18 protein-coding genes are annotated in these 18,556 nt (G+C 67.4%); 5 read left to right on the forward strand and 13 right to left on the reverse strand.

Features of this window, described 5'->3' with window-relative positions; genetic code table 11:
- Window positions 1-250 precede the first annotated feature (250 nt).
- Complete coding sequence (gene hemE, locus A6M56_RS13360) at window positions 251-1,345, reverse strand: uroporphyrinogen decarboxylase (RefSeq protein WP_102080407.1); 1,095 nt, start codon at window positions 1,343-1,345, stop codon at window positions 251-253.
- Between the two features lie 115 nt (window positions 1,346-1,460).
- Between hemE and A6M56_RS13365 the strand changes: the two genes are divergently transcribed.
- On the forward strand, window positions 1,461-1,808 hold the full coding sequence (locus tag A6M56_RS13365; RefSeq protein ID WP_045785265.1) for a GFA family protein: 348 nt from the start codon (window positions 1,461-1,463) through the stop codon (window positions 1,806-1,808).
- An 11-nt stretch (window positions 1,809-1,819) separates the two neighbouring features.
- On the opposite strand, the gene A6M56_RS13370 is transcribed toward A6M56_RS13365, so the two are convergent.
- Together A6M56_RS13370 and A6M56_RS13375 are read right to left on the reverse strand one after the other, a co-directional pair.
- A complete protein-coding gene (locus A6M56_RS13370) occupies window positions 1,820-3,622 on the reverse strand; it encodes a methyl-accepting chemotaxis protein (RefSeq protein ID WP_045785266.1) in 1,803 nt (600 codons plus the stop codon).
- A gap of 197 nt (window positions 3,623-3,819) precedes the next feature.
- A complete protein-coding gene (locus A6M56_RS13375; RefSeq protein ID WP_045785267.1) occupies window positions 3,820-4,701 on the reverse strand; it encodes a LysR family transcriptional regulator in 882 nt (293 codons plus the stop codon).
- A 114-nt stretch (window positions 4,702-4,815) separates the two neighbouring features.
- Between A6M56_RS13375 and gstA the strand changes: the two genes are divergently transcribed.
- Window positions 4,816-5,421 carry a glutathione transferase GstA gene (gene gstA / locus A6M56_RS13380; RefSeq protein WP_045785268.1) on the forward strand — a complete coding sequence of 202 codons (606 nt, stop codon included), beginning with the start codon at window positions 4,816-4,818 and terminating at the stop codon, window positions 5,419-5,421.
- 11 nt (window positions 5,422-5,432) lie between these two features.
- On the opposite strand, the gene A6M56_RS13385 is transcribed toward gstA, so the two are convergent.
- From A6M56_RS13385 to A6M56_RS13395, 3 genes are read right to left on the reverse strand one after another with little or no spacing between them, the layout of a single operon-like run.
- Window positions 5,433-6,125: an aquaporin gene (locus A6M56_RS13385; protein ID WP_045785269.1), complete on the reverse strand. Its 693-nt coding sequence runs from the start codon at window positions 6,123-6,125 to the stop codon at window positions 5,433-5,435.
- Window positions 6,126-6,130: 5 nt separating this feature from the next.
- The gene (locus tag A6M56_RS13390; RefSeq protein ID WP_102080408.1) at window positions 6,131-6,625 is read right to left on the reverse strand and encodes an arsenate reductase ArsC; all 495 of its coding nucleotides are present in this window, start codon (window positions 6,623-6,625) and stop codon (window positions 6,131-6,133) included.
- 16 nt (window positions 6,626-6,641) lie between these two features.
- Entirely contained in the window at window positions 6,642-6,965 is a 324-nt protein-coding gene (locus tag A6M56_RS13395; protein WP_102080409.1) for an ArsR/SmtB family transcription factor, read from the reverse strand.
- Window positions 6,966-7,159: 194 nt separating this feature from the next.
- Here A6M56_RS13395 and pstS point away from each other — a divergent pair, with 194 nt between their 5' ends.
- Together pstS and A6M56_RS13405 are read left to right on the forward strand one after the other, a co-directional pair.
- The gene (gene pstS / locus A6M56_RS13400; RefSeq protein WP_102080410.1) at window positions 7,160-8,221 is read left to right on the forward strand and encodes a phosphate ABC transporter substrate-binding protein PstS; all 1,062 of its coding nucleotides are present in this window, start codon (window positions 7,160-7,162) and stop codon (window positions 8,219-8,221) included.
- A gap of 150 nt (window positions 8,222-8,371) precedes the next feature.
- Complete coding sequence (locus A6M56_RS13405; RefSeq protein WP_045785273.1) at window positions 8,372-8,572, forward strand: DUF3562 domain-containing protein; 201 nt, start codon at window positions 8,372-8,374, stop codon at window positions 8,570-8,572.
- A gap of 7 nt (window positions 8,573-8,579) precedes the next feature.
- Here A6M56_RS13405 and A6M56_RS13410 read toward each other — a convergent pair whose 3' ends face one another.
- The 3 genes from A6M56_RS13410 to A6M56_RS13420 form a co-directional block, all read right to left on the reverse strand.
- Window positions 8,580-9,539 carry an alpha/beta hydrolase gene (locus tag A6M56_RS13410; protein ID WP_102080411.1) on the reverse strand — a complete coding sequence of 320 codons (960 nt, stop codon included), beginning with the start codon at window positions 9,537-9,539 and terminating at the stop codon, window positions 8,580-8,582.
- Window positions 9,540-9,700: 161 nt separating this feature from the next.
- On the reverse strand, window positions 9,701-10,162 hold the full coding sequence (locus A6M56_RS13415; RefSeq protein WP_102080945.1) for a CoA-binding protein: 462 nt from the start codon (window positions 10,160-10,162) through the stop codon (window positions 9,701-9,703).
- A gap of 14 nt (window positions 10,163-10,176) precedes the next feature.
- Window positions 10,177-11,316: an RsiV family protein gene (locus tag A6M56_RS13420; RefSeq protein ID WP_102080412.1), complete on the reverse strand. Its 1,140-nt coding sequence runs from the start codon at window positions 11,314-11,316 to the stop codon at window positions 10,177-10,179.
- A 566-nt stretch (window positions 11,317-11,882) separates the two neighbouring features.
- Here A6M56_RS13420 and A6M56_RS13425 point away from each other — a divergent pair.
- A complete protein-coding gene (locus tag A6M56_RS13425) occupies window positions 11,883-14,198 on the forward strand; it encodes a DUF6600 domain-containing protein (protein ID WP_102080413.1) in 2,316 nt (771 codons plus the stop codon).
- Between the two features lie 85 nt (window positions 14,199-14,283).
- Here the strand turns inward: A6M56_RS13425 and A6M56_RS13430 are convergent, their stop codons facing one another.
- The 4 genes from A6M56_RS13430 to atpA form a co-directional block, all read right to left on the reverse strand.
- The gene (locus A6M56_RS13430) at window positions 14,284-14,700 is read right to left on the reverse strand and encodes a F0F1 ATP synthase subunit epsilon (RefSeq protein WP_045785277.1); all 417 of its coding nucleotides are present in this window, start codon (window positions 14,698-14,700) and stop codon (window positions 14,284-14,286) included.
- A 91-nt stretch (window positions 14,701-14,791) separates the two neighbouring features.
- Entirely contained in the window at window positions 14,792-16,195 is a 1,404-nt protein-coding gene (gene atpD, locus A6M56_RS13435) for a F0F1 ATP synthase subunit beta (protein ID WP_096745665.1), read from the reverse strand.
- 42 nt (window positions 16,196-16,237) lie between these two features.
- Window positions 16,238-17,113: a F0F1 ATP synthase subunit gamma gene (gene atpG, locus A6M56_RS13440; protein ID WP_045785279.1), complete on the reverse strand. Its 876-nt coding sequence runs from the start codon at window positions 17,111-17,113 to the stop codon at window positions 16,238-16,240.
- Between the two features lie 60 nt (window positions 17,114-17,173).
- The coding region (atpA, locus tag A6M56_RS13445) for a F0F1 ATP synthase subunit alpha (protein ID WP_286758185.1) at window positions 17,174-18,556 on the reverse strand (1,383 nt) is incomplete at its 5' end.

Below are 18,556 nucleotides of genomic sequence, written 5' to 3' on the forward strand. Positions count from 1 at the left end.
CCTCCTGTTGCGCCGCGAAAAAACCCCGCCGCGACAGCTTTGTGCATAAGTCAAGTCTTGACAGCCCGCTTGCGCACCAAAACGCGCGAAATAAATCGCTTGACAGCAGGCCAGGGCCAGATGGGGCCACCGGCGGGCGAGTAGTCACTCACCCTCGGCGCACCAAAGCGGCGACGATTCCACTCGTGCCGCCGGCTTCACGCACCGCGACGGCTCAATTCAAACGCCATCGCGCCGCAGCATGGCCCCGTTAAGCCGCCTTTGCGCGCAGCGTCCGGCTGAAGCTGTGCACCTCGTCCACCAGCACCGACACCGCCTCGGGACGCGTGAACTGCGAGATGCCGTGGCCGAGGTTGAAGATGTGGCCATCGCTGCCACCGCCGGCTGCATAGTCTTCCAGCACGCGGCGCGCTTGCGCGCGGATCGCCTCCGGCTCGGCAAACAGCACGGTCGGGTCCAGGTTGCCTTGCAGGGCGACGCGGCCTGCTGTTCGCTGGCGGGCGCGCTGCAGGCTGACGGTCCAGTCCACACCCAGCGCGTCGGCACCGGTCTCGGCCATGGCTTCGAGCCACAGGCCGCCGCCCTTGGTGAAGAGGATGACCGGCGCACGCTGGCCGTCGGCGCCGGCGCGAATACCTTGTACCACGCGCGCCATGTAGGCCAGCGAGAACTCATGGTAGATGCCGTCGGCCAGCGCCCCGCCCCACGTATCGAAGATCTGCACAGCCTGGGCACCGGCATCGATCTGCGCGTTCAGGTAGTCGATCACGGCCTGCGCGTTGATCTCCAGGATGCGGTGCATCAGGTCCGGGCGCGCGTAGAGCATCGACTTGACGGTGCGGAAGTCGTCCGAACCGCCGCCTTCCACCATGTAGCAGGCGAGCGTCCACGGGCTGCCCGAGAAGCCGATGAGCGGCACGCGCTGGCGGCCGTCCTGGACGAGCGCACGGCGGATTTCCGCCACGGCGTCAAACACGTATTGCAGCGACGACATGTCCGGCACCGACAGCGCCGCCACATCGGCTTCCGTGCGCACCGGCTTGGCAAAGCGCGGCCCCTCGCCCTGAGCGAACGACAGCCCCAGGCCCATGGCGTCGGGCACGGTCAGGATGTCGGAAAACAGGATTGCCGCGTCCAACGGGTAGCGATCCAGCGGCTGCAACGTCACCTCGGTCGCATACGCCGGCGACTTGGCCAGGCCGAGGAAGCTGCCGGCCCGCGCGCGCGTGGCGTTGTACTCGGGCAGATAGCGGCCCGCCTGGCGCATCAGCCACAGCGGCGTGTAGTCGGTCGGCTGGCGGCGCAGGGCGCGCAGGAAGGTGTCGTTGGCGAGCGGTGCGGACATGGCGGATGCGGTTTTACGAAGGGGGCCATTGTAAGGGATGGTGTTTTTGGGCCATCCGCCGGTGTCGCCTATAGTGGAGCCCGCCCATTCCATCCCACCCCCCGAGGAGCCCTGCATGACACACAAGGGAAGCTGCCACTGCGGACACGTCGCCTTCGAAGTCGAAGGCCACCCGGAAAGCGCCATGGCCTGCAACTGCTCGATCTGCCGGCGCAAGGGCTCACTGCTGTGGTTCGTGCCTCGCGACAAGGTGCGCCTGCTCACACCGGAAGCCAACGCCAGCACCTACGTCTTCAACAAGCACGTGATCAATCACCGCTTCTGCCCGACGTGCGGCATCCACCCGTATGCCGAGGGCAAGATGCCCGATGGCACACCGACGATCGCGGTCAACATCCGCTGCCTGGAAGACATCGACCTGGACAGCGTGCCCGTCAAGCACTTCGACGGCCGTTCGATGTAGCCCCCGCGCGCTTAACCGGCGCGCAGCTTGAACAGGCCCACCGTGCGCGCCAGGCTGTGCGCCTGTTCGTTGAGCATTGAGGAGGCGGCCGTCGACTGTTCCACCAGCGCCGCGTTCTGCTGCGTGGCCTGATCCATCTCGGCAACGCTGCGGTCGATCTGGCTGATGCCGGCGCTCTGCTCGTGCATCGCGCCGTCGATCTCGCCGATGATGTGGGCGACGCGCTCGATGCCCTGCACGATCTCCTGCATCGTCGCGCCCGCGGCCTGCACGCGCTCGGCGCCGGTCTTCACACTGGCTTCCGATGCCTGGATCAGGTCCTTGATCTCGCGCGCGGCGGTGGCGCTGCGCTGGGCAAGCGTGCGCACCTCGCCGGCCACCACGGCAAAGCCCCGGCCGTTGTCGCCAGCGCGGGCCGCCTCGACGGCGGCATTGAGCGCGAGGATGTTGGTCTGGAACGCGATGCTGTCGATCACGCCGATGATCTCGGTGATGCGCGCCGACGACTTGGCGATCTCGTCCATCGTGCTGACCGCGCTGGAGACCACCTCGCCGCCGCGCGTGGCGGCCTGGCTGGCGTCGCTCGCCAGGCGCGTGGCCTGCATCGCGGCGTCGGCCGAGCTCTTCACGCTCGTCGTCAGCTCGGTCAGCGCCGCTGAGGTTTGCTGCAGGTTGCTGGCCGACGCTTCCGTGCGGCTGGACAGGTCGCGGTTGCCCATCTCGATCTCGCCGGTGGCCGACTTCATGTTCTCGACGCTGGCGCGCACTTCCAGCAGCACCGCGCCGATCTTGTCGATGAAAGTGTTGAACGACGCGCTGATCTGCGCGACTTCATCGTTGCCGACCACAGGCAGGCGGTGCGTGAGGTCGCCGCCGCCCGCGCCGATGGTGTCCATTGCATCGCGCACCTGCGACAGCCGGCGGAACGACTGCGACGTGAAGAACGCGGCGATGCCCACGGCCGCCAGCGTCAGCAGCACCATGGCCACGGCCAGCGCCTTGACGACATTGCGCAGGCCGGCGGTGGCCTCGGCCTTGTCCAGCGCGATCACCAGATACCAGTCGGTGCCCTGCACGGCCTGCGCCTTGAGCAGCTTGGCCGCGCCGGCCAGCTCCACTTCCAGCGGCGACGTGGCCTTGGCCAGGTTCGCCAGCGTCTCCGCCGTGAGCGATGCCGCCACGTCGGTGGCCGGCTTGAGCATCAGCTTGGCGTCGGGGTGTGCGATGACCTGGCCGTCCTTGGCCACCACAAACGCCAGGCTCGATGGCGTCGGATGCACCGCGGCCACGACTTCGCGCACGCCGTCGAGGGGCACGGCGCCCGAGAGCGCGCCGGCCGTCTCGCCGTTCTTCACGAGGGGCGCCGCAAACGACACGTACGGCACGCCGGTCGACACGTCGCCATACGGCTTGGTGACGAGCAGCTTGCCGGCTGCAATGGCCTGCTTGTACCAGGGGCGGCCGGTGGGGTCGTAGTCCTTGGGCGTGGTGCTGCTGGTGGAGATGAACGACTTGTCGGTCCAGCCGATCGTGATGATCGGGAAACCGTTGGCGTTGCCCATCTGCTTGCCGAAGCCCTGCGGGTCGCCGTGCTCGATGACCTCGGCGGTGGCCTTGACGGCCTGCGCCTTGGCCGCGACCCATTTGTCGATGGCCAGCGTGTTGCCGCTGGCGATGGCGGCGAGGTTCTGGTCGATGCTCTCCATCGTGTTGCTGCGCACGATGGAATACGTGGCGGCGCCGGACAGGGCCAATGCGCCGATCACGGTAGCCGACGAGATGATGAGAATGCGGGTGCGAAGGGAGGAGATCATGATGCTTCCGGATGGAACGTCCTGCATGAATCTGTCTGCGTACGGTGCGACCGTAGCGCCCTTCAGGATCACTGCCGGCTGTCGGGGGCCACTGAGCAAGCTACGGCAGCCCCGCCGCGAACTTGAGGCGCGGCCGTCCGCCCATGCGAGGGGGCTGCCGACCGGCTTCGGGCCCGGCCCGGTGCGTCACCTGCGGATCAGGCCAGGCGCAGCGTTTGCGCAAGGTGCCCGTACACCGTCGCGATGCGCCGCAAATGGCGCGACTCCGGATGCGTCAGCAGCCACAGCTCGGACGGGTTGGCGTCGGGCAGGTCGCGCAGCAGGACCAGGTCGCTGCGCACCCGCGCCGTGAGCACGGGCAGGATGCCGACGCCCATGCCCGCGGCCACCATCTCGGCCACGACCTGCAGGCTGTTGACGGAATACGTGGGCACCACCTTCGGAAAATGCCGCTTGCGCCAGCCCACCGAAGGGTGTTCGGGGATCGCCTCGTCAATGGCGATCCACGGCGTGCGGCCGGCCTCGACGTCGGCATAGGTCAGGCCGCTCGTCCGACCCGCGTACAGCGCCACGCGAAGGGTGCCGAGGTGCTTGCCGACCAGGTGCTGCGGCGGGCGCCGCGTGGCGCGCACGGCGATATCCGCATCGCGGCGGGTGAGGCTCGCCAGCTCGTTGCCCGCGTGCAGGTCGTAGCCGAGGTTCGGATGCTGCGCCTGCAGCGCCTTGAGCGCCGGCGCGACGAGCCCCACGAGGATGGTGTCGGTGGTGGTGATGCGCACCGTGCCCGAGACCTCTTCTGGCGCGGCATGGACGACGGCGCGGGCCGCCTCGAGGGCCGATTCCACCTGCTCCGCCTGCTCGGCCAGCAGCAGCGCCAGTTCGCCCGCCAGGTAACCGGTGCGCGAGCGGGCAAACAGCGCCTGGCCCAGTCCGCGCTCGATGCGCTGCAACGACCGGAACACCGTCGACGCGTCCACCCCGAGCCGCTCGCCCGCGGCCGCCAGGGTGCCGGCGCGCGCCAGCGCCAGGACGATCTCGAGATCCGCGGCGCTCAGGCGGTATTGCGTTTGTGCAAGCATGGTTTTCTGTCCCGCCTATTTCATTGGCATCTACGCAATCCTACAGTGTTGCCAGCGCCGTTGCCGCCGCCCGGTGGTCACGGGTTCTCAACACGCAATCAAGACGGATCTCTCATGAAGCTCTACTACGCCGCCGGCACCTGCTCGCTGGCCGTACACATCGCCCTGCGTGAAGTGGGCGCAAAGTTCGACCTGACCGCAGTGGACCTCGCCAAGCACCTCACCGCCGACGGGACGGATTTCTATACGATCTCGCCGCGCGGCTACGTGCCGCTGCTGGAGTTCTCCGACGGCTCGCGCCACACCGAAGCCGCCGCCCTGCTCCAATACGTGGCCGACCTCGATCCCGCGCATGCCTTGATCGGCAAGGCCGGCAGCGCCCATCGCCTGGCGGTGATCGAATGGCTGACCTTTATCAGCTCCGAGCTGCACAAGGGTTTCGGCCCGCTGTGGCACAAGGAGACGCCCGAGGCAACGCGCCAGAGCACCAAGGACAAGCTCGCCAAGCACTTTGCCGAGCTCGACGCCCGCCTGGCCAAGCAGCCGTATCTGGCCGAGACCTACAGCGTGGCCGACGCCTACGCCTTCACGGTGCTGAACTGGAGTAACTTCCTCGCGCTGCCGATGACGGCCTATCCGAACGTGCAGGCCTACATGGCCCGCGTGAGCGCGCGGCCCGCCGTGCACGAAGCGATGAAGGCCGAAGGGCTGGTGAAGTGAGGCGGCGCAGCTCAGTCGCCTGAGCGCTCGACGAGGTTGGGCGGGGCAGGCTGCACCGTACGCGGCTGCAGCAGCAGGTGCAGCCCCAGCCCGATCGCCGCGCCGGCGCACTCGGCCATGACAAAGCCCGGAACACTTGCCGGCGCGATGCCCGCAAAGCTGTTGCTGAACATGCGCCCGAATGCCGCCGCCGGGTTGGCAAACGACGTCGAGGCCGTGAACCAGTACGCCGCGCCAATGTACGCGGCCACGAGGGACGATGCCCTGCCCGACGGCGCGCGCAGGACCACGAGCAGCAGGCCGGCGGTCGCCACCGCCTCGGCCATCCACTGCCCTGACCCGCTGCGCAACCGGGTGGAAAACTGCAGCAGCGTCATGTCGAACATGGCCTGCGCGAGCCACGCTCCCAGCACGGCGCCGACAAACTGCGCGGCCATGTAGGGCGCCAGCGCCGCACGCGGCATCTCGCCACGCAAGGCCAGCGCCGCGCTCACCACCGGATTGAAATGCGCGCCGCTGATCGGCCCGAACAGTTCGATCAGCACGTACAGACCGCAGACCGTGGCCGCCGTATTGGCGAGCAGCGCCACTGCCGCGTTGCCGCCGGCAAGCCGCTCGGCCATGATGCCCGAGCCAATGACGATGGCCAGCAGCAACGCCGTTCCCATCGATTCGGCCAGCAGCCGGGTACGCAGGTCCGCCATGGCGTTCAGGTCTGCGCGATGCGCTCGAGCGCGGTCTGAAGCTCGGCGTTGCTCAGCGTGTCAAGCGGCAACGCCAGCAACTGCAGCATGCGGTAGCCGATCGCTTGGCGTGTCAGCTCGAAGGCCTGGCGCTTGTCCGCGTCGCCGCCCGGGGCGTTGGACGGGTCGGCATAGCGCCAATGGACCTTGACGGGGCTGCCCGGCCAATACGGACACGCCTCGGCCGCCGCGCTGTCACACACGGTGATGACGATGCGCATGTGCGGTGCACCGTCTGCCGCGAAGGCATCCCAACTCTTGCTGTGGTAGCCGGCCACGTCGACGCCGGCATTGGCGAGCGCTTCCACGGCAAACGGGTTCAGGCGGCCGCTTGGCGCACTGCCTGCGCTGTAGGCACGCACATCCCTGGAGAGCCTGCGTGCCCAGTGGTTCAGCATGCCTTCGGCCAGCACGCTGCGCGCGGAGTTGTGCGTACACAGGATCAGGACATTCGTCGGCATACGTCAGGCAAGCGCATCAACATTGGCAGGAAACGGCGCTGACATCGAGGCACCGCGCGCCCTGGCAGCAGTTTTCAGTGAGAAAGCCGAGCAGCCCGTTCATGTGCGCGAATGCGGCCCGATAGATCAGGTGGCGGCCGTTCCGCTCCTGGGTTACGAGCTGCGCACTCATGAGCTCCTTGAGGTGGAACGACAGCGTCGCGCCGGGCACGTCCAGCTGTTCTGCGAGGGCGCCCGGCGTGAGGCCCGCGGGTCCGGCCGCCACGAGCATGCGAAACACACGCAGCCGCACGGTGTGCGCGAGCGCGGCCAAGGAACGGATGACGAGGGTTTCTTCCATATTTCCAATATATTGGAAACATTCCGGGCAGACAATCGCTTCCAGACCCGACTTCCCGTGCCGAACGTTTGCGGAACGCCTTACAACACACGGCGCGGCGAGGCCAGACGCGAACGGCTTCGCATGCCGTCCTGTCATCAATGCGTCGCTACAATCGCAAGCTTTGCTCTCCTCCGCCGGTTGCGGCGCTTTCCATGTTCAAGCACATTGTTTTCGCCCTGGCTGTTGCAGCCGCGGGCTTGCCGGTGGTCGCGGGCGCGCAGGTGCGCGGTGCAGGGTCGACGGCCGCCGCACCGGTCTATCGCGTGTGGTCGACGGGGTATGCGGCGGCGTCCGGCGTCACGCTCAGCTATGACGCGGTGGGTTCCGGCGAAGGCTTGAAGCGCATTCGCGCCGGCGACGTCGACTTCGGCGCGTCAGACGTGCCGCTTTCCGCGGCGGAGGCATCCAAGGCCGGCCTGGTCTGCGTGCCGTCGGTGGTCACGGGCGCGGTTCCCTTTGTGAACGTGCCCGGTGTGCCGCGCGGCCAGTTGAAGCTGACGGGCGAGCTGCTCGCCCAGATCTTCCTCGGCAAGGTCGAGACGTGGGATGCACCGGAGCTGCGTGCGCTGAATCCAGGCATGACGCTGCCCAAGCTGAAAATCCACCCCGTCGTGCGCGCCGATGGCTCCGGCACCACATACCACTTCACCGATTACCTGAGCGCGGTCAGCCCCGAGTGGAAGGCCACGTACGGCGCCAGGTCGACGGTCAGCTGGCCGGCAGGCTTCACCGCCGCCAAGGGCAGCACGGACGTGGTCAAGGCCGTGCAGGCGACGCCGGGAGCGATCGGGTATGTCGACTACAACTACGTCGTCGACAACGACCTGAACGGCGTGCAGCTGCGCAATGCGGCGGGACGCTTCGTGAGCGCGCAGGTCAGCGGCTTCCGTGAGGCCGTGCTGCAAAGCGCGTGGAACCGCAAGGGCGATTTCACCGCGCCGCTGGTCAATCTGCCCGGCGCGGAAACGTGGCCGATCACCATGGGCACGTTCATCATCGTGCCGGCGGTGAGCCGCTCAGGCACACGCACGCTGGCGGCCTTGAAGTTTCTGACGTGGGGTTACTTCCACGGGGACGAGCTGGCCGCGCGCGCGAAGTTCGTACCGTTGCCCGAGCGGGTGCAGGCGAGCGCCTATCGTGAGCTGTCGCGGGTGACGGACGCATCGGGCACTCCCATCGGCCTGCAGAGCATGCCGGCAAACTGGGGCAAATAGGCTGCCGAGGCAGTGTCGGCGTGACGCCGCCGCACCATCTTGACGCGAGTCGGCCGGCGCACTGAAAGCTTTGCAACAGGGCTGGATTGTTCCGGCGCGTTTCCTATAGTGGTCACTCGCCGCACAGGCCAGCCAGCACGGGAAGCAGACATGGGTACCGCCATTGCAGACCAGGATGAGCAGATCGACAAGATCGCGCAGGACACCGGCGCGCCGGCCGACCTTGTCCGCGTGCAGTACATGGAGACATTGCGCACATTGGCCGCCGATGCGCGGGTGCACGACTACCTCTCGTTGTTCGTCACGCGCCGCGTGATGGCGGCGTTCCGGCCGCGCCGCACGCCGGGCTAGCGCGCGCTCATTCCTCGCTGATCATCCCGACAAAGGCATGCGCCGCGCGGCGCATCCATTCGCGCGCCCGTTCGGCCTCGGGCTGGATGCGCGCAAAGCCGTGCGTCATGCCGGAGGCTTCAATGGTGATGACCTGCGCGCCGTGCTGCACGAGGTGGTCGGCGTACTGCAGGCCGTCATCACGCAGCACATCGTGCGCGGCCACGATGACGACCGTGTCGGGCGGCGTGTGCTGCGGCGGCTGCGCCATGGGGAAGATGCGCGCATCCTGCTCGGCGAGTGGCTTGGCCAGCTGCTGTGCACCGATGAACTGCGTCCAGTACCAGCGCATTTCGTCGCGCGTGAGGCCAGGGCCTTGTGCGAACGCGTTGTAGCTCTCGCTGCCGAAAGCGGGCGTGGTGACCGGGTAGACGAGAAACTGCGCGTTCACGAGGCCCGGCCGGACCATGACATGCACGGCCTCCGCAGCCTGCGCGGCAAGATGCCCGCCCGCGCTGTCGCCACCCACGGCCAGGAAGCCCGGATCGAAGCCAAGCCGCAAGCGCTGTTCGGCCAGATACGCCAACGCATCGCGCGCGTCGTCTGCGGGGGCGGGAAACGGGTGCTCCGGCGCCAGGCGGTAATCGACGCTGACGACTGCACAGCCGGTGTCCTGCGCAAGCAGCGCTGCCAGCATGCGATGCGTCGTACGCGCCGACCCGACCACCCAGCCGCCACCGTGGAACCACACCAGCAGGCGCGGCCGCGCCACGCGCCTGGGGCGGAACACGACGGCATCGAGCGTGCGGCCCGCAAGCGGCAGGCTCAGGTCGGACACCTCCACACCGTCGGGCACGGGCCGATCCGACAGCTGCGCAATCGCTTCGAATTGCGCGCGGCGCGCGGCGGCATCTTCCGGTGCCGGCAAGGCGCCGAATCGTTCGGCAACGCGTTGGTAGAACTGCAGGATCTGCGGATCGACGGCCATGGCATGAGTCGGTTTCAATGACCGCCGAAGTGTAGCGCGACCGCCTCCCCTGCCGCGATACGCCGGCAAGCGGAATGACGCCCCCAGCGTCGGCACGCGCGCGCCCTGCGCCTGGATCTGCCGATGGAAAGACTGACCACTTCGTAGAAGGCGGCGCGCCGTCAGCCGCGCTGCCCGATGCCGAGCCGCCAGTGCTCGATCTTGGTACAGCGGTCCTGCACGGCCGGAATGCCCGCGGCGCGCGCCACGGCCATGGCCTCGTCGTTGACGATGCCCAGCTGCACCCAGATGCCGCCCACGCCCAGTGCCACCGCCTCCTGCACCACCGGCAAGACTTGTTCCGCGCGACGGAAGATGTCGACCAGGTCGATGCGTTGTCCCGCCGCGGCCAGCGTGGTCGCGGCTTCCGTCAGCGTGGCATGGCACGGCTCACCGAGGACATCCTCGCCCGCATGCTGCGGATTGACCGGCACGATGCGATAGCCGGCCTGCTGCAGATAGCGCGCCACGTCGTAGCTCGGCCGCGTGGGGCGCGGCGACAGTCCGACCACCGCGATGGTCTTGCCGGACAGCAGCCGGCGCATGGTGGCCTGTTCGTCTGCGTAGGAAGGTTGGGTGGACATGGTCGGCAATGCAGTCAGGTGGTCGGCCGCCTGCATGCGGCCCCAAGGTCGGGAAGCCGCACGACGGCGCGGAACGCACCCCGCGCGTACGGCCCCACTTCGTATGGCCCGTAATGCACGACGATGCGCTCGCCTTGCAGCGTAAACGGAAACGTGGCGTTGCGCAGGTCCTTCTCCTTGAGCGCGCCGCGTGGCGCCTCGGGTGCGCCTTCGCGCTTGAGGGACTCGACAATCTGCGTGTTGAAGGCTTGCAGGCAGGCGGGCGTCGGGTTCAGCACGTCGGCCAGCACAACGGGCTGGAAGCCTTCCGGACCACGCCGCCAGTTGCCGGCCGAGAAGCCGTAGTTGCCGTGCGCCCCGCCGCTGTAGGCCCACACCATGCGCAGCAGGCTCACGGTGTCACCCACGCCGACGACGCTGATGCGGACAACGCACTCGGTGTCGTACTGGTCGCAGCGGCGCAGGCGCAGCGATTGTACGAGCGCATCGACCGCCGCGTCGCCGGTGACCGGGTAGCGCTCCGTGAGCTTCGCCTGACCGGACGTCGTCGTCGCTTCGAGATACTGCGCGACGCGCTTGAGTGCAAAGGGCCGACTGCGGCCGCCGTCGCTCCAGTTGCCCGTGGCGGTGGTGCCGTCGGCCGACAGCGCGCCCGACAGCATGCCGCCCTCGCGCACGACGGACTGGCCGGACGCGTCCAGCCCCTCGGCGCGCTCGCGCCACACGAAGCGGCGCTCGGGTGCATTGCGGCCCTCGATCGTCCACAGCGCGCGGCCGTCCGGACGGTCGTCGTACGCTTCGCCGGTGAGCGTGTCGGCGGCCTCCTTGTCTTTGTCCTGTCCGCCGCCTGACCGGTCGTAGACGCTGAGCCAGATGTTCCACGCGGAGCTGTCGGCGCCCTTCTCGACCATGCCCTGCCAGAACGTGCCGACGTGGCGCTCGCGCTGCTCTGTCGATTTTGCAAGAGGGGCGATTGGCGCAGAAGCAACGGATGGGGCGGCGGAGGGCGCACTGGGCGTCGCCCCAGGCGGCGTCGGCACCTTATCCGCGCCGGCATGTGCCGCGCCGGTGGCGCCGAGTGCCGCCATCAAGGTAACAAAAACGCCCGCTGCCTCGCGCTTGCGCGCCCGTTGGCGCGCACTTTCTTCTTGCATGCTTCCCCTCCGATGAGCCGGCACGACCGACCGCTCGCGTGCTGCGGGCCGGCGGTTCTTCAAGCCCGGCGCGCGATACGGCAAAACGGTGGGACTGGGCAGGTGCTGTCGGCGTTCCGTCAGCGTTGTGCTCGAGCGCATCCTACGTCACATCCCGCCACTTTTGCAGCGCTTGCATTCGATTGCAATCCGACACACTTTGTTACGTCCCCTGGCGGGTTCGTCGCACACAATGCGTTCGCACCCCGGCGGTTTGTGTCCAACGGTTGTGCCCCGCCGGCGCACCGTGGCGCACACAAGTGCACGACGCACACCACGGTGCAAGGTTACCCCTCCCTTTCGAATTGACCCCTCGAAAGGATTTCCCGTCCGCGCGGCGCTCCCCGGCCCGCGCGCTTTTTTTTGCCTGTGCAATTCGCGGGCCTGCCCCCTTCCCTCGCCGACCTTCATGCCGTGCACGTGGGCGATACACGCGCTTACAAAGGCAAGTCGGCCCTTGCCCGCCCGCCGCGTTAAATGAAGACGTACACGCGGCCGCGGCCGCCCACTGGAAGCGAGGGCTCATCATGTCCAAGGTTTTGCGTCGTTCCTCATACGCCGGCACGCGGCTGCCGCAGGTGCTGCGCGCCGTTGGCGTGGCCGCAGTGCTGCTGGTGTGCGGCGCGCAGGCCGCCATGGCGGCGGATCCGGCTGCGCGCGTCGCGCGGCTGTCGGACTTCTCCGGCGCGGTGAGCTTCGCACCGGCCGGCTCCGACGACTGGGCCGGGGCGACGCTCAACCGTCCGTTTACCAGCGGCGACCGGCTGTGGTCCGACCAAGGCAGCCGCAGCGAGCTCCACGTGGGTTCCACGGCGCTGCGGCTCGGACAGAACACCGGCGCCACGCTCGTCGACCTGGACGACCACAACACCCAGGTCAAGCTGACGCAGGGCGCGCTGTCGGTGCGCGTACGCGCGTTGCCGCCCGACCAGACCGTCGAGATCGATACGCCCAACCTCGCCTTTACGCCGCAAGCGCCGGGCGAGTACCGCCTCGATGTCGCGCCCGATGGCTCCAGCACCACCGTCACCGTCTGGCGAGGACAGGGCACAGCCTATGGCGACGACCGTTCGCTCCCACTGTCGGCCGGTCAGCAGATCCGGTTTGCCGGCACCGACCTCGCGCAGGCCGGCGGCACCGACAACCCTGGCCGCGATGCCTTCGACCGATGGGCCGAATCGCGCGATGCCCGCGAGGACGCGTCGGTCTCGGCGCGCTACGTTGGCCGCGAAATGACCGGCTACGAAGCCCTCGACGACTATGGCACGTGGCGTGAAGAAGCCGGCTACGGTGCCGTATGGGTGCCGCGCGCGGTGCCGGCCGGCTGGGCGCCGTACCGCACCGGACACTGGGCATGGATCGCGCCGTGGGGCTGGACATGGGTCGACGATGCGCCCTGGGGTTTTGCCCCGTTCCACTATGGCCGCTGGGCCTACGTCGGTACCACATGGTGCTGGGTGCCGGGGCCTGTGGTGCCGCGGCCGGTGTATGCGCCGGCGCTCGTCGGCTTTGTCGGCGGCGGGGGCGGTGGTGGCGTGAGCTGGGGCATCCACATCTCGCTCGGATCCCCGGGTGTGGCGTGGTTCCCGCTCGCCCCGGGCGAGGCCTATCGCCCGGTCTACGCGGCCAGCCCGACCTATGTGACGAATATCAACCGCACGGTGGTGGTCAACAACATCACCGTCAACAAGACGATCATCCACAACAACGTGACGCGCATCACCAACGTGAACCGCGTCAGTTACGTCAACGCCAACAACCCCGCTGCGCTGACCGCCGTGCCCGCCAAGTCGTTCGTCAACGGGCAGCCCGTCAACGGCGCGATGGCGAACCTGCGCCCCGAGCAGATGCGTGCACAGCTGGCACATGCCCAGTTCGTCTCGGCCCCCGCGCTGGCGCCCGTACGCGCGAGCCTGGTGGGAGCAGCGGCCAATGCGGGCCCGCGGGCGCAACCGCCGGCACAGGTGTTCGCGAAGCAGGCGATCGCCGTGCGCGCGCCCAATACGCCCGCGGGTGGGCATGACGCGCTGGCCGAGCGCTTCCGCTCGCAAGGCGGTACGTTGCCCGGTGCCGGCCCCGCGTGGACGGGCGGCAATACCGACGTGCGCGCCACGCGCCTGCATGGCCAGCCCAACGCGAAGATGCCGCCGGCCCCCCTTGTCGCGCAGGCAGCGGGCCTGCGCCTCACGCATGCCGCACCCGCCGCACCGGCCCGCCCCGACGGCGAACCAGGCCGTGCGCCGCAGGAACATGCGCCCGCGCGCCTGGGTCTGCTCGATATGCCGAACGCCAATGCGCCGCATCCACAGAACGGTCCGCGCGATGCGCGCGCCGAGCCGGGTCCGCAGGGCTTCATGTCCGCAAGCCCGACCGGCCGGCCGGGTCCGGCGCCCGGGACCGCCGCGCCGCAGATGCCCGCCCCGGCGGGCATGACGACACGTCCGCCACGGCATGAGGGGCCCAACGGTCCGGAAGACGCGCATCACACGTCCGAATCACGCCCGCCGGCCGCGCACGTCACGGCCCCGACACCGCACGCGCGGCTCGGAAACCCGCCGCCGGAGCGCTTGAACGGCAACGCAACCGCGCAGATGCACGAACGCCCCCACGTTGCGCCGCCACAGAGCCGCACGTTCCACGCGCCGGACCAGCAGCGCGCACCGGAAGTCCACGCCGAAGCGCCCCATCGCACGCCGCCCCCGCAAGCAGCCGAAATCCGCGCACCGCAGCCGCGCGCGCCCGAGTTTCGCCCGCCGCAACCGCCGCAGGAGGCGCATCACAACGCCCAGCCGCATCCGCAAGGCAACCACGGCGAGGGGCACCGGGAGACCGAACACCGCTGAGCCCGCGGCGCGCAAAAAAAAAAGCAGCCCAACCGGGCTGCTTTCTTCATCCGGACCGGCCGAAGACGGCCGGCTCGACACTGCCTTAGCGCTTGCGGCGCAGGCGCGCGATCGCTGCCAGCTGCGCAGCGGCCACGGCAAGTTCGCTTTGTGCACGCGCGAGGTCCAGATCGCTGCTCTGATTCTGCAACGCCTCTTCGGCCGCGCGCTTCGCTTCGTTCGCCTTGGCTTCGTCCAGGTCGTGGCCGCGGATTGCGGTGTCGGCCAGCACGGTCACCTTCTTCGGCTGCACTTCGAGAATGCCACCGGCAACGAACACGAACTCTTCGCCGCCGTCGTCCTTCTCGATGCGCACGGCGCCCGGCTTGATGCGCGTGATCAGCGGCGTGTGGCCCGGCAGAATGCCCAGCTCGCCGGCTTCCCCGGGCAGTGCCACGAACTTGGCATTGCCCGAGAAGATCTCCTGCTCGGCGCTGACGACGTCTACATGAATGGTTGCCATCTCGATTCCTTTGCTCAGAAAAGCCGCTTCCTAAACAGATGTCAGGAAGCCAGTACTGGCCTTGGCGCGTGCACAAGGCCAGACCTCGCGCTTACTGGAGCTTCTTGGCCTTTTCGAAGGCTTCGTCGATCGAGCCGACCATGTAGAACGCCTGTTCCGGCAGGTGATCGCACTCGCCGTCCACCAGCATCTTGAAGCCGCGGATGGTTTCCTTCAGCGGCACGTACTTGCCCGGCGAACCCGTGAACACTTCGGCCACGTGGAACGGCTGCGACAGGAAACGCTGGATCTTACGCGCGCGGTTCACGGCGAGCTTGTCTTCCGGCGACAGTTCGTCCATGCCCAGAATCGCGATGATGTCGCGCAGTTCCTTGTAGCGCTGCAGCGTCTGCTGCACGCGGCGTGCGACGTCATAGTGCTCCTGGCCGACCACTTGCGGGTCGAGCTGGCGCGAGGTCGAGTCGAGCGGATCGACTGCGGGGTAGATACCCAGCGCGGCGATGTCACGCGACAGCACGACGGTCGAGTCCAGGTGCAGGAAGGTCGTTGCCGGCGACGGGTCGGTCAAGTCATCGGCAGGCACGTACACGGCCTGGATCGACGTGATCGAGCCGGTCTTGGTCGACGTGATACGTTCCTGCAGCTTGCCCATTTCTTCAGCCAGCGTCGGCTGGTAGCCCACGGCGGAAGGCATACGGCCCAGCAGTGCCGACACTTCCGTACCGGCCAGCGTGTAGCGGTAGATGTTGTCGACGAAGAACAGGATGTCACGGCCTTCGTCGCGGAAGCGCTCGGCCATCGTCAGGCCGGTCAGCGCCACGCGCAGACGGTTGCCCGGCGGCTCGTTCATCTGGCCGAACACCATGGCGACCTTGTCGAGCACGTTGGAGTCCTTCATCTCGTGGTAGAAGTCGTTGCCCTCACGGGTACGCTCGCCCACGCCAGCAAACACCGACAAGCCCGAGTGCTGCTTGGCGATGTTGTTGATCAGCTCCATCATGTTCACGGTCTTGCCGACGCCGGCGCCACCGAACAGACCCACCTTACCGCCCTTGGCGAACGGGCAGACCAGGTCGATCACCTTGATGCCGGTTTCCAGCAGGTCCACCGACGGCGACAGTTCGTCGAACTTCGGGGCCTTCTGGTGGATCGAGCGGCGCTCGTCCGATGCGATCGGGCCGGCTTCGTCGATCGGGCGACCCAGCACGTCCATGATGCGGCCCAGCGTGCCGTGACCGACCGGCACCGAGATCGGTGCGCCGGTGTTGACCACGCGCATGCCGCGGCGCAGGCCGTCGGACGAACCCATGGCGATGGTACGCACCACGCCGTCGCCCAGCTGTTGTTCCACTTCGAAGGTCAGGCCCTTCTCGGCAAACGACTTCTCGTCGCTGTCTTCCAGCACGAGCGCGTCGTAGATCTTCGGCATCTTGTCGCGCGGGAACTGAATGTCCACCACGGGCCCGATGCACTGCACGATACTTCCGCTTTCGATACTCATGTGTATCTCCAATAACTCAATTTTTTGCCGTGGGCATTAGACCGCCGCCGCGCCGCCGACGATCTCGGACAGTTCCTTCGTGATCGCGGCCTGACGGGTCTTGTTGTAGACCAGCTGCAGCTCGCCGATGACGTTCTTGGCGTTGTCCGACGCCGCCTTCATCGCCACCATCCGGGCCGATTGCTCGGACGCCATGTTCTCGGCCACCGCCTGGTACACCAGCGCCTCGACGTAGCGGATGAGCAGCTCGTCGACGACCGTCTGGGCATCCGGCTCGTAGATGTAATCCCACGAGTAGGCCTGCTTCTCGGCGTCGCTCTGCGACAGCTTGTCGGCCGTCAGGGGCAGCAGCTGCTCGACCACCGGCTCCTGCTTCATCGTGTTGATGAAGCGGGTGTACGCGAGGTACACGGCGTCGATCTCGCCGGCGGCGAATGCATCGAGCTGGACCTTGATCGCACCGATCAGCTTTTCCAGATGCGGCGTATCGCCCAGGTGCACGACGTTCGACACGACCTTCGCGCCGACACGGCCCAGGAATTGCATGCCCTTGGTGCCGATGGCGGTCGCCTGCGTCTCGACGCCCTTGTTCTGCAGATCACGCAGCTGGTTGGTGACGGCACGCAGCACGTTGGTGTTCAAGCCACCGCACAGGCCCTTGTCCGTCGTCACCACGATCAGGCCGGCGCGCTTGACGTCGCGCGTGACCATGAAGGGGTGCTGGTACTCCGGATTGGCCTGTGCCATGTGCGCGGCCACGTTGCGAATCTTCTCGGCGTACGGGCGGGCAGCACGCATCCGCTCCTGCGCCTTGCGCATCTTGGATGCGGCGACCATCTCCATCGCCTTGGTGATCTTGCGCGTGTTTTGCACGCTCTTGATCTTGGTGCGGATCTCTTTTGTTCCGGCCATTGCTTCCTCTCCGTTCAAAGCTGGCTGCGCAGGCTACGCGCAGCCAGTTCCGGGACGCGGTTAGAACGCGGCGGACTTCTTGAAATCCTCGATCGCGGCACGCAGCGCGGCCTCATCGTCCTTCGACAGATCCTTCGTGTCTTCGATACGGTTGATGAGGTCGGCGTACTTCGTCTTCAGATGGTCGTGCAGGCCCTTTTCGAAACCCAGGATGTCCTTCACGTCCACGTTGTCGAGGAAGCCGTTGTTGGCGGCGTACAGCGACGCGGCCAGCTGCCACACCTGCAGCGGCTGGTATTGCGGCTGCTTGAGCAGTTCGGTCACGCGGCGGCCACGCTCAAGCTGCTTGCGGGTCGCATCGTCCAGGTCGGAAGCGAACTGCGCGAACGCAGCCAGTTCACGGTACTGGGCCAGGTCGGTACGGATACCGCCGGACAGCTTCTTGATGACCTTCGTCTGGGCGGCGCCACCCACACGCGACACCGAGATACCGGCGTTGATTGCGGGGCGGATGCCGGCGTTGAACAGATCGGTTTCCAGGAAGATCTGGCCGTCGGTAATCGAGATCACGTTGGTCGGAACGAACGCGGACACGTCGCCGGCCTGCGTTTCGATCACGGGCAGCGCGGTCAGCGAACCGGTCTTGCCCTTGACTTCACCGTTGGTGATCTTCTCGATGTGCTCGGCGTTCACACGGGCGGCACGCTCAAGCAGACGCGAGTGCAGGTAAAACACGTCACCCGGGTAGGCTTCACGGCCGGGCGGGCGGCGCAGCAGCAGCGAAATCTGGCGATACGCCCAAGCCTGCTTGGTCAGATCGTCATAGACGATCAGGGCGTCTTCACCGCGGTCGCGGAAGTACTCGCCCATCGTGCAGCCGGCGTAGGCCGACAGGTACTGCATCGCAGCGGAGTCCGAAGCCGCAGCCGCGACCACGATCGTGTATTCCAGCGCGCCGTGCTCTTCAAGCTTGCGCACCACGTTGGCGATCGTCGAAGCCTTCTGGCCGATTGCCACGTACACGCAGAAGATGCCCTTGCCCTTCTGGTTGATGATGGCGTCGACTGCAACAGCCGTCTTGCCGGTCTGGCGGTCGCCAATGATCAGCTCACGCTGGCCACGGCCGATCGGCACCATCGAGTCGATCGACTTCAGGCCGGTCTGCACCGGCTGGCTCACCGACTGACGTGCGATCACGCCCGGCGCGACCTTCTCGATCACGTCGGTCTGCTTGGCGTTGATCGGGCCCTTGCCGTCGATCGGCTGACCCAGCGCGTTCACCACGCGGCCGAGCAGTTCACGGCCGACCGGCACTTCCAGAATGCGGCCCGTGCACTTGACTTCGTCGCCTTCGGAAATGTGCTCGTACTCACCCAGGATCACGGCGCCGACGGAGTCGCGCTCGAGGTTCAGCGCGAGGCCGAACGTGTTGCCCGGGAATTC

The organism is Ralstonia sp. RL, from assembly GCF_001683835.1.
Lineage (GTDB): Bacteria > Pseudomonadota > Gammaproteobacteria > Burkholderiales > Burkholderiaceae > Ralstonia > Ralstonia mannitolilytica.